Raw genomic sequence first — 14,006 nt, forward strand, 5'->3', positions numbered from 1 at the left:
AAGGTTAGCGATTTTAGCATAATCGCAGCAGTTAAAGCATCTTTTTGGCGGGCAGCGGTTGGCGTTTTACGAAGACAGACATGAACACTACGGTGGCGCGCTATTGCTGTTTAGGCGCAACCTGTCTGTCGCTGTGCCCAACTCAAAATCCCATCGCGCTGCAAACTGGTATATGCGGCTAAAGATAGCTGGGCACAAAGGCTACATCACGCGCAGCACAAAGCTGGCGAAGTACGAAGAAGCATTTGTGTTTGCGCAGAGTGAGTTCTTGCGTTTGCAGCAGGCGGCGCGGCTTGGGCACAGCTTGGACGAATACACGTTTGAGCAGCATTGGAGCGATTGGTACGAGCGCAATTTGCGCAGTGGCACGTGGAAGGAACAACGCGCGCTTTGGCACAAGCGTTACTTCAACCGCTATTTCAAAGAGTACTTCTCGCACGCAGATAGCACTTCCATGCTGCTCAATGACATCACACCGCAGTATGCACATGGCTATTGGGATTGGCGGAAAGCGTACTGGCTGACTGACAGGGGCGTTAAGCTGCGCGAGTACAATCCAAAAAGACGTGGCAACAAGACAGGCGGCACAGCAAACGCAAAGGATTTACCAGCACTTAAGACGCTGCAGATGGAGCAAAGCGCGCTTAATCAGATCTTCTACGATGCATTTGAGAAGGGGCGCACACAGCAGGTCTTCAAGCTGCGTGTTGCTGAACGCGGACAAACACCAAACAGACGCGCTGGCTTTGATACGGGCAAAGAGTATGCTGTTCTGGTGCGCAATCTGCGCAGCTACAGGGACTGCGTTGGGCGCTTTGCAAGCACAGGCTTGAATGCCTGGCACAAGCTGCAACGTGCGCAGCTGTCCTACTTTGTCATGTTCTTGCTGCACAGCGGTTTACGCGTGGGGGAAGCACGCGAGATGAAGTGGAGTGATGTTAAGCTGGATGAGGTAGTAGACGGCGAAGAAGAGTGCATTGCGGAAGTGCGTGTAAGCAAGGCGACGAAGAAGAACGAAGTGCGCTACGTGCAGACGCAGCCAAGCGCAAACAAAGCACTCAAAGACTGGTTTGAAATCACGCCATACAAAGAACGAAACGATTGGGTTTGGTTTGGGCAGAAGCGGGATGCAGACGGCAAGGCGCAGCAGATTGGCGACTTAAACAAAAGCTTTCAGCAGTACCTGCGTGCAATCGACTTTGACGGCAGGAAAGATGGCTTGCTGTTGAACAGGGATGGCGAACGACGCAGCTTGTACAGCTTGCGACACACATACGCGACACAGCGCTTGGAGAAGGGCGATGTGAGCGTGTACGACTTGGCGATCAACATGGGCTGCAAGGTCAAGCAGATTGAAACACACTATAGTCATGTCGTTTCAAAACAGCGCAGGCAGCAGATAACGCAGACAAAACGCAAAAAGAAAAGCAGCGCTGCTGATGGCGCTGCTTTGAACGATGACGCATTTTTTAGTGAGATACGGCGCCGCTACAATGCTGGGGAGATAAGCGACGCTGCGTTTTTGGAACTTGTGAAGAGCGCGACAACTTAGGCGTATTTTGCGTAATATTCTTCGACGCTGTATGGTTTGCCAACGTAGTCCAAGCGGCACATCTTATTGATCTCAAAATGGTTCTGCATAACTTGCTGCAACGTCAGTTGGTCGTTGCGAAACTGCCCATAGATAAACTTGCCATTGAAGTGCGTTTTGAAGCTGCTGGGCAGTGGACCGTGTTGTTTGCACCAAGTATCAGTCCAGTTTGCTGCTGTGGAAATTTTCCACACGTCGTTGGCGTCATAGCCGTTGATTTGCAGGCAAAGAAAAGCCGCAAGTTGCAGCTGTAGCTTCATCTGTTCGTAATCAAATTCTTTTGTATCAAGTTGAATATCGAACATGATCTGCGGGCGACGGTTGAAAGTGACGATGTAATTAACGTTCATAACGTGTCCTTTTGGTATGTTTGCGCGTCTGCTGCTATCTCAGCAATCCTGTGTTTGTGCAGCAGGTAGTCGCTCAGCAGCTGCTCTACTTCTCGCAAGCCCTGCTTCCCGTCGCTATCGCGCCGCTTTGCTAACCTTGCCCGTGTGTAAGCCAGGCAGTTTATTGCCGCGTCTACGCTAAAGTCGTGTCCTGCGTGTTTTTGCCAGATACAGCAGCAAAGTGCTGGATTTGGGCAAGGGCAACGCTGTGTTTGTGAAGGAACTGAAAGACGTGGAAGGCGCGCTGGAAGCGTTTTTGGTTGCAACGCAACAAGGCGAACTGGACGCTGCGATTGACGCGGCGCTGAGCAAGCGCAAAGCTGCTTGATCGACACTGGTGCGGGCGGGTTTTGTTGCTTGAAATCAAAGCAACCGCCCGCGCTTGTTTGCGTGTTTTCTATGAGTTAGCAGCGAAACTGAGACTGTGCGCGAACGGATTGTATGACGTTGCCAGCGCCTTGCAACGAAAACGGACCAAGCGTGTTGCTGCCGAACTCAAAAGCAACTGCGTCGTGCTGTTCAAACCATTCAACTACGCTCAGCCAATGTCCTAGTGCTTCGCCAAAATTGTCGAAAGCAAAGCGCAAAGTGTACTGCGGCTGCGTTGAGTTGCCATACGGACCTTCCAGTGGTCCTGCGTAGATCTCTGCAACGTGCATCGCCGTCCATTCCATCCGTCCTGCGCCATCAAAAACGAACGTGACGCGCGGATTGGACTGCGGAGAGATACGCTGCGTTGTGAACACTTCTAACGTTGGACCACCGAACGCGTGCGAACAGGTGATTGCAATGCTCTGGTTCGGTGACATTGCGACGGTGCCGTCAAAATCAACGTACCACTGTGCGTGCGCGGTGCTGCCAAAAAACAGAAACGCAAGGCAAGTTAAAAGTTTCCGCATCGAAAATTCCTCAACATAACTTGTCGAAAGCTTACTTGAGATCTGAGCCTGTGGGCAAGCTAAGCTGCTCGCGTTTGCTTTAGCCAGCTATGGGGCCATTGGTCATCACGGCGAAGACGCGGTCTTTCAAAGACCTGCAGCCTCGAGACTCTCGAAATATCGATCGGCGGTTTCCGGGTTCTTGTAGGGAAAAATTGCCTTGAAGGCAGACAGATCGAAATCGGGGCGTGCTGCGAAAAGCGCAGCCTTTGCGGCATTCATGCGATCTCTGTCTTCTAACATGACATAGCAGGCGGCGAGATATGCGTGGATGTAGAAGGGGGGCGCGTGAATCCGTTCAAAGGCCAAAGCGGCCTCGCGGAAGCGCCCCAAAGTGTGAAGACACCGGCCTTGGATTGACCAAAACCAATCGGGAAAGAAAGGATTGACCCGCATAGCCTCACGGATACGTTGCAGCCCTGCTTCGGACTGGTCGAGATACATCAGGAACCGACCATATTCGGTCAGGACAAGCTCATCGTTTGGATTGGCACGAAGCGCGGCCTGGAACCGAAATTCCGCCTGATCGTACTGCCGGTGAATGAACAGGCACATGCCAAGCGCAAGATGCCCCTTCGGCTCAGTTGGATCGAGAGCAACCGCCCTTTCGGCGGCCTTGACCACATCAGATAGCTCAACACTCGCATCGATGTTCCAGCGCAGGTACAAACGGGCCATGGCCAGCCAACCATGCGCCCGGCCGTAATCAGGCGACCGCTGAATAGCGAGTTCGAATAGTCGCTGCGCCTCAAGATAGCCTTCTTCTGAAAACCTGTGCAGCGCAGCGATCCCTTTGAGAACCAACTCGTAGCTTTCCAAGTTGTCCGGCCGGTTCTCGGCGACGTGACTTAATACGCTAGCAGCTATTCGGTCTGCTGTGGTGGCCGCAACGGTTCTCGCGATTTCGGCTTGGATATCGAAAACGTCCATCAACTCGCGATCGAAACGCTCGGCCCAAAGCTCGTGTCCCGTCTCGCAGCTTACGAGGTGCGCAGCCACGCGCAGCTTGCCAGCCGCGACACGCACCGAGCCACTGAGATAGAAGCGCACGCCAAGCTCCGCGCCGATCTGTTTCGCACTGAGTGTTTCTTCATCGACGCGAAGGGCCGACTGCCGCGAGACGACAAGGATATCCGGCACGCGCGAGAGTTCCACTGTGACATCCTCGGAGATGCCTTCACCAAGGAATTCGGCTTCGCTATCCTTTGGCAACCCGCGGAAGTGCAATACCGCTATCGAGGGTCTGGCCGGTGCCTTTATGGTAGATGCGGGCATGTTGCCGGGCGCAACGATCAATTCAGCCGGCTCAGACGATTGACGCCTGTCGCGGCGGATTTGCTGTGCGATTTCTGTGCTTAGGGCTTCAGGAGCCACGCCAAGTTCCCGTGCGAGAATGCTTTCAAGGCTTGCGTATTGCCGCAAAGCCGCGTCGTAGCGGCCCTGCGCTTGATAAGCCTTCATGACACGGCGGTGGACATGCTCTTGTAGCGGGTCGAGCTGAAGCAGCATTTGACCCACCGTGATCATTTCATCGTAGCGCCGCTCTTGGGTGTACAGGTCCGCTAGCCTTATCAGCGCAGCCGTTTTACGCGAGCGCAAGGTTCCACGTTCGGCATCCAGCCAACGATCGAATTCTGGAGTGACGGCGCCAAAACCTTCTAGAAACTCGCCTCTGAATTGCGCGGCAAGTTGTTCCAAATCTTCTTTGCCGTCGGCTTCGACAAGACTGAGCATGTCGACCAGGTCTGAACGAATGCGCCGCTCGTCGAGACGGATAGTTTCAGCCGAAGCCAATAGTACGGACGCTGCGCCACCCAGAGCCTTGCGAAGAGCCGAGAGAGCCTGGCGAAGACTTGCACGCGCCTGTGCCTCCGGTACATCGCCCCACAGAAGTCCGGACAAAGTTTCCCGGGGAACGTTCATCCCGACGCGATGGCAAAGGTAAGCCATTAGCGCGGCGGGCTTCCTGCCCGGCAACGGCAGCTCCGCCCTGCCGGAGTGCATTCGCATCGGTCCAAGCAGGTTAATCGTCACGTCGATGCGGTCACTGTCAGACAACCGTCAATGTCCTTTTTGCGCTCTGTTAACGCCACACGCCACGAGCGATTGACGCCATTTGGCTAGAGTACGTTCAGACGAAACAGAAAGCCAACGGAGACTGACATGTATGATTTTGATGCCCACACCCGCCAACTCGCCAACCTCGAAACCGCAGTCCGCGACGCACGCCAGCAGAACGTAAATTTTCGCATGCCGTCGATGCGAGTGATCTCGGTCGTGGTGTCTTTGCTGATCGCTGGAACAGTGTTCGGCGCAGGTGTGATCTGAACTTGCCAACTGCCAACTGAAAAAAGCCCCGCTTCTGCGGGGCCTTATCTGTCAGCGGTCGGCAGAGTTGGCTTGAATCCGGCCAGCGGCAACGCAGCGAGCCGATTCAAAGCCGCGGGCATCTCGCAAGCACTCCAACTTGTTGTCCGATGACCGCCGTCATCCCGAAGCGGACGCAAGGGCCCAGACACGAGTTTGCATTAGCCGGCCTTCGCGCGCGGGCCGTGAACTGGTAAGGTCCGGGGTGAGGTGTGCTTTTGCCAAGCTCACACGACTGTTTGCTGAAAGGCTGTTGGAGGCTGGAGGGGCGTCTTTTGTCACTTTCATTGGAAAAACGTTGAAAAGGGTCTCTATTGCACTTCTGTTCCTCGGAGCGGCGCTTTGGCTCTGGAATAGCTCATTGCTCGTCTTTGGCCTGGAGGATCATGAGACGCGGTTGATCGCTCACCGCGGTGTTCATCATATTTACGCCGGGACCGATCGTTCGACCGAATCCTGCCACGCATCCCCGGTCGAACCCATCGTGCATGATTTCATTGAGAACACGATCCCCTCGATGGAAGAGGCATTTCGACTGGGTGCCGACGTGGTGGAGATTGATGTTCATCTCACCACGGACAACGTTTTTGCCGTCTTCCATGATTGGACCCTCGATTGCCGCACCAACGGGACCGGCGTCACACACATGCAGGACATCGCCCATCTTCAATCCCTTGACGTTGGATACTGGATTGACGATGGCACCGGCACCTTTCCACTCAGGGGACAGGCAGTCGGGCAAATGCCGACCCTTAGCGGGGTTCTGCAAGAGGAAATGCAGGGACTGTTCCTGATAAACTTCAAGAGCCAGCGACGCGAGGAAGGGTTGGCGCTCGCCGCGATGTTGGAACAGACGGCCCTGCGCGAGCAAGTGTTCGGTGTTTACGGGGGAGAGCCGCCAACACGCGCCGCGATCGCTTCAACACCCGGACTTCGTGGCTTTGATCGAGTGTCTTTGGAGGCCTGTCTGCTGCGCTACCTCGCCCTGGGCTGGAGCGGCTATGTGCCGGAGAGCTGCCACAATACACTGGTCATTGTTCCGCAGGATTATGCACCGTTCCTGTGGGGATGGCCGCATCGGTTCACACGCCGCCTCGAAGCGGTCGGAACGGAGGTCATTCTTGCCGGAGACTATGATGGTTCCGGCTTTGCAAGCGGTATCGATGACGCCGAAAGCTTCGGTGATGTGCCGGATGCTTTCGATGGCTATGTCTGGACCAATCGTATTGAGTTGATTGGCCCGCTGGAAGCAGCCCGCGATTAGGCTGCGGACCCTCGTGCACGGCGCGGCAATTTGCACGTTGGGCTCTCACTCAGCTCTCACCGCATGTCACACGAACGGCCGCTTTCGGGGAACGGGTTTGACATTGCAAAGCCCGCATTCTGCACATCGTCAATGCTGATGCCGCGCACAGCAAAGGCTGGTCGGGAAATTTCAAAGTACTGGGCTGTGAATATAGGCTTCGCTGGTCTGAGGCGGAGCCGGAATATCCGCAGCGAATCCACACTTCCCGCCCACGACTGTCAGGCTGATACGTTCGACCCAGACCGGCCATCATTGATCGTCGTCAGCACGGCGGTTTCCCCAGGCCTGTATTCCATGCATCGAGCAGCATTTTCGATGGCTCAAGGTCCGAAGCGCGGAACTTTTCTGCCGTTCCGCGTTTGCCAAGCAAGGCCCCGCTTTTGACGCTTCGCATCTGTGGTGATCTGCCATCATGACATGACACCGACCATTTCCTTGGGCTCCAAGCTCTGACGGGCAACGGGTGATCAGCGGTTGATCTCGTCCTATGCAACGCCATGAGCTTTGATGCAGGACAACATGGCCTGCACTTTCTCGGTGCGGTGCAGATCTATATGCGTGACAAGCCAGCCAGTGACCTTCCAGTCGGCATTGGCAGGCAGTACGGGGCGCAGGCTACCCCGCCTTTGCGCCTCTGTATCACCCATCAGGCCTATGCCAAGCCCTGCACAGATCGCTTCTCCAACAATGCCAATATCGCGGGACGAGAGTGCCACCATCTCCGGGCGAATGTTGTCCTTGAGCCAGCTGCCAAAAAGCGGAAGGCGATCACGGGGAAATTCCGGCAGCACAAATTCATGCCCGGAAAATCCATCGCGCGCGTCCGGTATGCCCTGCCGAGCGACATAGCTGTCATGCGCATAGAGGTTGAAGCCGATATCGCCAAAATGAGTGACAACGTAGTCGGGATGATCCGGCTTTGCCCCGGCGCGTAGGGCGATATGGGCTTCGCCGTATTCCAGCCGGGCAAGGTCTTCGCTTACGTCGACGCGGACGACGCATTGTGGATTTTCACGTCGAAACACGTCGATGGCCCCCATGAGCAATCCGGCAAATGGGGCAAGAAGGGACAGTTTGATTTCACCCTCGATCTGCGCACTGCCTCCTTGCACGCGCCCGGCCAGGTCTTCGATCATCTCTTCGGCCTTCTGAGCCACGCGCAGGACATCCTGTCCGACCTCAGTCAGCGCATAGCCACGCGCATGGCGGATAAAGATCTTGCTGCCAATCTCATCCTCCAGCGCGTCGATATGGCGGTTCACCGTCGCGCGGTGCAGCCCCAAATAATCTGCGGCCGCACTGACCGTGCCCAATCGGGCCACGTGATAGGCCGTTCGTAATTCCGTCCATTTTTCCAAGACGCTGACCTGTACATATTTCGCGCATATCATGCCGAAATTCGCGCATTGAATGCGAATTTGCAGCAAGTTACCACGGTCGGCAAGGAAGACAAGACTTTCAAGGAGTGTTCAATGAAATACCTCTCATACGGCCTGCGCGGCCTGCTGACACTGGCCTTTGTTGCGGCGGGCATCGCGAAACTCGCGGGCGCCGAGATGATGGTTGCCACGTTTGACGCCATTGGTATTGGTCAGTGGTTCCGCTTTGTAACGGGCGCCATCGAAGTGGCAGCCCCTGTTCTACTTTGGTTGCCGGGCAAACAGGTGCTGGGTGCTGCGATCCTTGGGGCGACCATGGTTGGCGCAGTGCTGGCGCATCTTTTCATCCTTGGGCCGTCGGCAGTGCCGGCTATCATCCTTGGCCTGATCTGTGCTGCAGTGATCTACCTGTACCGCGACCAGATCAGCGACCCGATGGGCCGCGTCACCGCGTAAAACACCACATCTAGGCCGCGTGCAGATTTTGCGCGCGGCCCATCTGATTTCATTGGAAGAATCATCGACTTGACGGGGCATCATTGGTCCCCGAATTAAATTCGGCATTATTTTGAGCACGTCTTGAGACACGCGAAGAGGGGTGACTTGGTTCGACATACCCCTCGAAGCCAAGGCAAAGCGTGGGTAGTCCGCATCTTGGCCAGTCGAGCCAGCGGCCGTTTCAGAGCAGTTTGATCGCGCGCTCGGACGTGTCGCGGATATGTTTCTCTATCAGAGCGGCGGCGAGGTCGGCATCGCGCGCGAGGGTCGCGTTCATGATCTCCCGGTGCTCCTCGAATTTTCGGCCGCCAAGTCCCTTCGGCGCACGTTTGGTGACGAAGCGGTACCGGTCCAGCTGGTCGAACATGATGCTGCGCAGCCGGAACAGCCAGCGCCCCGGGCAGGCGGCGACGATGGCCTCGTGAAACTCGCGATGGCGCTCGACCCATTCCGAGTGGCGGACCATCCGCCGTTCCCATGGCAGTGATTCGATGATGCTGAGGCGATGGTGAGCGGCGACGATGTTGGTCTCCCAATCCTCGTCGCCATGGGCGATGGCCTCGCGCACTGCGCGTCCTTCGAAAGTGATGAAATGCTCGGTGATCTCGCTCAGTTCTTCAGCGGAAACGGGTGATACCCTGAAGCCCTTTCCGGCCTCAAGGGTCACGAAGCCTTCGGAGGAAAGTTGCGACAGCGCCTCGCGAAGGGTGCCGATGCCAACATCGTAGCGCTTCGTCATCTCCGCGAATTTCAGGCGAGTCCCGGGCTCGAACACGCTGCTAATGATGTCGTTGCGAAGCCGCGTCAGCGCGTCCCGGGCGCCGGATGCGCCTGGCCCGTCCGATTTCGCGGCAAGCTCTCTTGCCGACGTCGATGTCCCTGGGATCACGGGTTCTTCCATGCCTTGGCAGCCCTTTTCTGAGGTGTCGGCGTCGCCCCGCGCGCCTACGTTCCATATTTTCGAATATCCCAAGAAAACGCGAATGGACAGGTTTTTTCGGCATCATGGGTTTTCACGATGTAGCTTCGATGCTATTCAGATTTTCGAAAATAGGAAGATATGCGAATGAAGTTTCTATCTTTTTTCAGAGATGACCAGCCAAGCTGGGGGAGCGTCGCGAAAGGGGGGATCATCGATCTCGGGCAGCGCTCAAGCGGTCGGTTTCCCGATCTTCGGTCTTTCATCGCGGCGGGCCTGCCGCGCGATCTTCTGGATGATTCGGGGGGGGGCGATCTGGCCTTTGACGAGGTCACACTGGCCCCGGTGATCCCAAACCCCGACAAGATCGTCATGGCGGCTGTCAATTACCTCGAGGATACAACGGACCCCGATACGCTTCCGGCCTATCCCGTCTTGTTCCTGCGCCTGCCATCGTCGCAGATCGGCCACGGCGCGCCGTTGATCCAGCCCCGGTCCTCACAGAAACTGGATTTCGAGGGCGAGCTGGCCGTGATCATAGGTGCGGGCGGGCGGCATATCCCGCGCGAGGAGGCGATGGCGCATGTGGCGGGATACGCGATCTACAACGATGGCAGCGTGCGCGACTGGCAGAAGCACAGTCACCAATTCACGCCGGGCAAAAACTTTACCGGAACCGGGGCTTTCGGGCCCTGGATGGTCGAAGCGGCGGATCTTCCGATCCCGGATCGGGCGCTGTCGCTGGTGACTCGGATCAACGGGGTGGAAAAGCAGCGTACGGACACGTCACGCATGATCTTCGATATTCCATACCTGATTTCCTACATCTCCACCTTCGCGCCACTGGTGCCCGGCGACGTGATCGTGACCGGAACATGCACGGGCTTCGGCACGACGCGGACACCGCCCGAATTCCTTGTGCCCGGCGATGTCGTCGAGGTTGAGATCGAGGGAATCGGCCTGCTGTCCAACACAGTAGAGGCCGAGAAGTGATACGGGCGTTGGGCGCTGGGGTGGGGCGTTTTCCACCAAATGCAAATTTTCGAAAATGTTTGTGCTATGCGAAACTACGTGCTAGCACGGACTGCAAGTAGAGACGGGGGATGAGTCGACATGAGCTATCTTGTGAATGCGATGGGTCACGTTCAGTTGAACGTCATGGATGTCGATGCCCTTGTGCGCGAATCCGTTGAGATCCTTGGTTTGCGCGTGACCCGGGAAGAAGCTGGATGCGTCTGGCTTTCTTCGAATGGGCGCATGGCGGAACTGGTGCTGCACGAGGCCGGCGAGAACTCCATGCGCGCTCTTGGCTTCGAGGCGGTGTCAGAAGCTGCCGTCGCTGAGGCCGCGGCGCGTGTCGCGGATGCGGGGTGCCGCCTCATTTCGTCCGAGCCCAGCCTGGACTGCTGCGTGACAGGGATGACCTTTGTCACGCCGCAGGGCCATACGATTGAGCTGCACAGCCCCGTCGCCACAGAGATCTACGGCAACAGGCATCCGACCACTGGCATGGCTCCGCTGCGCATCGACCACGTTAACATCACTTCGCCCGAACCGGCCGAGACCCGCGCCCAGATGGAGGCGATCATGGGCATGCGCCTGTCCGAGCGGATGGTGGATGATGGCCTCAGCTGGATGCGGGGCGCGAACCGCCTTCACCACATCCTCGGCATTGTGAAGGGCGAAACCGGGCTGCACCACTATTCGTGGGAAGTGGCTGAGTTCTCGGACTACTGCACGCTGGGCGACCGTCTGGACACGATCGAGAAGAACTTCATCTGGGGGCCAGGGCGGCATCGCCCGGGCGACAACACCTTCGCCTATTACATCGACACCTGCGGCGCGATGGTCGAATGCGCGGGCAACATGGCGCTGATCAATGACGATGATCGCTATGAGCCGAACGTGATCACCGCGCTCAAGCGGCCCGACAACGTGCGGGTGATGAATGTCTGGGGCGAACCTGCGCCGCTGCCGTGGCGCGAGCACCGTTTTCCTTGGGCGGCGCCTTTGGCGTAAGTGAGCTTCTGAGGAGGGGCAAGACCATGATAAAGCTTGGAATTCTCGAAGGATCGTTGCGCCGTGCATCGCTGTCGCGTGCGGTGGCACGGGCGGCGACCGGCCTTGTGCCGGGCGGGATGGACCCCGTGAGCCTGCCAAATCCCGGCACCCTTCCGCTGTTCGACCAGGATATCCTGGATGCCGGAATGCCCGAGAGCGTCGAGGCCATGGTGGCCGCGGTTGAGGGGGTGGATGCCGTTCTGATCGTGACGCCGGAATACAACTGGTCAATACCCGGCGGGCTGAAGAACGCGATCGACTGGCTTTCGCGCGTCTCCCCGAACCCGATGGCGCGCAAACCCGTCGCGGTCTGGAGCGTGTCGCCCGGTCTCTTGGGGGGCGCGCGCGTTCATGAAAGCCTGCGCCAGACGCTGCATTGCCAGGAGGCGGTCATCATGGCCAAACCCGAGGTGCAGGTCGCGGGTGCGCGAGGCAAGGTGGATGTCGAAACCGGCACGATCACCAACGCCGATACCGAAGCCTTCCTGCGCGGGCATCTTTCGAGCTTTGCCGCATTCTGCAATTCCTGGAGCCGCGCCTAGACGCGGCCCCGTTTCAACTCGAAGACGAGGCGCAAAGTCATGGAACATCCGCTAACGTTCATGTCCGACGGCCTGAAACTGTCCGGTGTCTTGCATGTGCCCGAGGGCCGCAAGCCCGGCCAGCGGCTGCCGACCTTCATCGTGCTGCACGGGTTCGTCGGCACGAAGGACAAGTCGCATGTGGAGCTGGTCTCGCACATGCTCGAGGCGATGGGTTACTGCGTGTTCCGCATCGATTTCCGCGGCTGTGGCCAGAGCGAGGGCGCGCGCGGCGAGGTGCGCTGCCACGACCAGGTGGCCGACACGCGTAATGCCCTGTCCTTCATCGCACAGCGCGAAGAGGTCGACCCCGAGCGGATTGGTCTGACCGGCCACAGCTTCGGCGCGGCCGTTGCCATCTTCACCGGCGGTGTCGACCGGCGGGTGGCCTGTGTCATGTCGCTTTGTGGCTGGGGCGATGGAGAGCGCAAGTTCCGCGGTCAGCACCCGACGCCCGAAGCCTGGGAGAAGTTCACCGGCATCCTTGAAGAGGGCCGCCGCCACCGCGCAGAGACGGGCGAAAGCATGTGGGTATCGCGCTTCGACGTGGTCCCGATCCCCGAGGAGCTGCGCAAGAACCTGTCGCCCCACGCGCAGTTCGAGGTGCCCGTCGAGACCGCTATCAGCATGTACCATTTTCGGGCTGAGGACGTGGTCGCGGATATCGCGCCGCGCCCGCTTTTGCTGTTCCACACCGCAGGCGACGTGATCACGCCGATGGAGCAATCCATCAGCCTGTTCCAAAAGGCCGGCGCCAATGCCGAACTGATGATCCCCACGGGCGTGTCGCATTTCCCGCTGTCCGACGAGGACGCGCCCCATACCCGCGCGCTGATTTCAGCCTGGCTTGAGAAATTCTTTCCGACCCCGCTTGGTGCCGAGGCATGATGCGGTTTCGCCCAGACGACCTTAAAGGGTATGCCGCCGCGCTGCTGGAGGCGACGGGCTACACGCCCGAGCACGCCGAGCGGACGGCGGAGATCCTGGTCTGGGCGAATGCACGGGGGGCGGAGTCGCACGGTGTCCTTCGCATTCCGCGCTATGGCGAAATGGTCGAAACGGGGCTGATCGACCCAATAGCGGTTCCGTCCGTCGTGTCGCGCGAGGGCGCGGTCGCGGTGGTCGAGGCCGCGCGGGCCCCCGGACCGTCTGGCATGGTCGTCGCGATGGACACCGCCATCGAGATCGCCGCTGAGTCGGGCATCGGCTGGTGTTCGGCGCGGAACATCACCCATGCCGGCGCTGTCGGCTATTTCGCTCTTCGAGCGGCCGAGCGCGGCTGTCTCGGCATCGTCATTACGGCATCGGGCCCGCTTATGGCCTATCACGGGGCGCGGGTCGCAGGGCTTTCGACCAACCCGATTTCCGTTGCGGTGCCGACGCGCAGCCTGCCGCTTCTGCTAGACATGTCCACCTCGACCGTGGCCCTGGGCAAGATCCTGCACGCGAAGGATACCGGCACCCCGATCCCCGAGGGCTGGGCCATCGACGCCGAAGGTGCGCCCGCAACCGACCCCGCCAAGGTCGCGACGCTGACGCCGCTTGGTGGCCCGAAGGGATCGGGCCTGTCGCTGATGATCGAGGTTCTGGCCAGCGTGCTTGTGTCGAACCCGGCCATTTCGAGCGTCCTGTCCGGGCAGAAGGGTGCCATGAACGGTGCAGCCCTTGCCCTAAGGATCGGCGCCTTCGCCGACCCCGATGTATTCGCTACGCAGATCGCCGAGCTGGCACAGCGCCTGAAGGCACTGCCGACAGCCCAGGGGACCGACGAGATCCTGATGCCCGGTGAGCGCGGCTTTCGCCTTGCGGCGGAACGGCGGGTGGCGGGCATTCCTATCGCTAAGGGCACGGTCGACCGTCTGGCAGCACTGGGGGCGCGGTACGGCATTGCACCACCCACTCCGATGTCGCCGCCCTGACAAGGCGGCACTGACGGACCACGAGGCCTGATACAAAAACGCCAGCAGGGAGGGGCGA

15 protein-coding genes are annotated in these 14,006 nt (G+C 58.6%); 10 read left to right on the forward strand and 5 right to left on the reverse strand.

The genetic code is table 11. From position 1 onward, the window contains the following. Positions 1-58 precede the first annotated feature (58 nt). Positions 59-1,552 (forward strand): tyrosine-type recombinase/integrase, encoded by a 1,494-nt coding sequence (locus ACROHD_RS10970; RefSeq protein WP_432677841.1) that lies wholly within the window; start codon positions 59-61, stop codon positions 1,550-1,552. Here the strand turns inward: ACROHD_RS10970 and ACROHD_RS10975 are convergent. Continuing rightward, positions 1,549-1,941, reverse strand: coding sequence for a hypothetical protein (locus ACROHD_RS10975; protein WP_432677842.1), 393 nt, complete (start codon positions 1,939-1,941; stop codon positions 1,549-1,551). The genes ACROHD_RS10970 and ACROHD_RS10975 overlap by 4 nt on opposite strands. Before the next feature lie 220 nt (positions 1,942-2,161). On the opposite strand from ACROHD_RS10975, the gene ACROHD_RS10980 reads away from it, so the two are divergent. Continuing rightward, positions 2,162-2,308 carry a hypothetical protein gene (locus ACROHD_RS10980; RefSeq protein WP_432677843.1) on the forward strand — a complete coding sequence of 49 codons (147 nt, stop codon included), beginning with the start codon at positions 2,162-2,164 and terminating at the stop codon, positions 2,306-2,308. Between the two features lie 76 nt (positions 2,309-2,384). On the opposite strand, the gene ACROHD_RS10985 is transcribed toward ACROHD_RS10980, so the two are convergent. Further along, entirely contained in the window at positions 2,385-2,879 is a 495-nt protein-coding gene (locus ACROHD_RS10985; RefSeq protein WP_432677844.1) for a hypothetical protein, read from the reverse strand. A gap of 126 nt (positions 2,880-3,005) precedes the next feature. Beyond that, positions 3,006-4,976: a BTAD domain-containing putative transcriptional regulator gene (locus tag ACROHD_RS10990; RefSeq protein WP_432677845.1), complete on the reverse strand. Its 1,971-nt coding sequence runs from the start codon at positions 4,974-4,976 to the stop codon at positions 3,006-3,008. Between the two features lie 105 nt (positions 4,977-5,081). Between ACROHD_RS10990 and ACROHD_RS10995 the strand changes: the two genes are divergently transcribed. Further along, positions 5,082-5,246: a hypothetical protein gene (locus tag ACROHD_RS10995; RefSeq protein ID WP_432677846.1), complete on the forward strand. Its 165-nt coding sequence runs from the start codon at positions 5,082-5,084 to the stop codon at positions 5,244-5,246. Positions 5,247-5,538: 292 nt separating this feature from the next. Then, positions 5,539-6,549 carry a glycerophosphodiester phosphodiesterase family protein gene (locus tag ACROHD_RS11000; RefSeq protein ID WP_432677848.1) on the forward strand — a complete coding sequence of 337 codons (1,011 nt, stop codon included), beginning with the start codon at positions 5,539-5,541 and terminating at the stop codon, positions 6,547-6,549. Between the two features lie 527 nt (positions 6,550-7,076). Here the strand turns inward: ACROHD_RS11000 and ACROHD_RS11005 are convergent. Further along, a complete protein-coding gene (locus tag ACROHD_RS11005; protein ID WP_432677850.1) occupies positions 7,077-7,982 on the reverse strand; it encodes a LysR family transcriptional regulator in 906 nt (301 codons plus the stop codon). Between the two features lie 81 nt (positions 7,983-8,063). Here ACROHD_RS11005 and ACROHD_RS11010 point away from each other — a divergent pair, with 81 nt between their 5' ends. Beyond that, entirely contained in the window at positions 8,064-8,426 is a 363-nt protein-coding gene (locus ACROHD_RS11010; protein ID WP_432677852.1) for a DoxX family protein, read from the forward strand. Between the two features lie 223 nt (positions 8,427-8,649). On the opposite strand, the gene ACROHD_RS11015 is transcribed toward ACROHD_RS11010, so the two are convergent. Beyond that, positions 8,650-9,369: an FCD domain-containing protein gene (locus tag ACROHD_RS11015; RefSeq protein ID WP_432677853.1), complete on the reverse strand. Its 720-nt coding sequence runs from the start codon at positions 9,367-9,369 to the stop codon at positions 8,650-8,652. A 165-nt stretch (positions 9,370-9,534) separates the two neighbouring features. Here ACROHD_RS11015 and ACROHD_RS11020 point away from each other — a divergent pair, with 165 nt between their 5' ends. The 5 genes from ACROHD_RS11020 to ACROHD_RS11040 all read left to right on the forward strand — a co-directional run bounded on the left by ACROHD_RS11020 (position 9,535) and on the right by ACROHD_RS11040 (position 13,948). Then, the gene (locus ACROHD_RS11020) at positions 9,535-10,380 is read left to right on the forward strand and encodes a fumarylacetoacetate hydrolase family protein (protein ID WP_432677854.1); all 846 of its coding nucleotides are present in this window, start codon (positions 9,535-9,537) and stop codon (positions 10,378-10,380) included. A gap of 120 nt (positions 10,381-10,500) precedes the next feature. Next, complete coding sequence (locus ACROHD_RS11025; protein WP_432677855.1) at positions 10,501-11,406, forward strand: VOC family protein; 906 nt, start codon at positions 10,501-10,503, stop codon at positions 11,404-11,406. Between the two features lie 26 nt (positions 11,407-11,432). Then, complete coding sequence (locus ACROHD_RS11030) at positions 11,433-11,990, forward strand: NADPH-dependent FMN reductase (protein ID WP_432677856.1); 558 nt, start codon at positions 11,433-11,435, stop codon at positions 11,988-11,990. 39 nt (positions 11,991-12,029) lie between these two features. Then, on the forward strand, positions 12,030-12,917 hold the full coding sequence (locus tag ACROHD_RS11035) for an alpha/beta hydrolase (RefSeq protein WP_432677857.1): 888 nt from the start codon (positions 12,030-12,032) through the stop codon (positions 12,915-12,917). Continuing rightward, on the forward strand, positions 12,917-13,948 hold the full coding sequence (locus tag ACROHD_RS11040) for an Ldh family oxidoreductase (protein ID WP_432677858.1): 1,032 nt from the start codon (positions 12,917-12,919) through the stop codon (positions 13,946-13,948). The genes ACROHD_RS11035 and ACROHD_RS11040 overlap by 1 nt, the downstream gene beginning before the upstream one ends. Positions 13,949-14,006: the final 58 nt, after the last annotated feature.

Source organism: Nioella aestuarii, from assembly GCF_050896395.1.
Taxonomy (GTDB): domain Bacteria; phylum Pseudomonadota; class Alphaproteobacteria; order Rhodobacterales; family Rhodobacteraceae; genus Nioella; species Nioella aestuarii.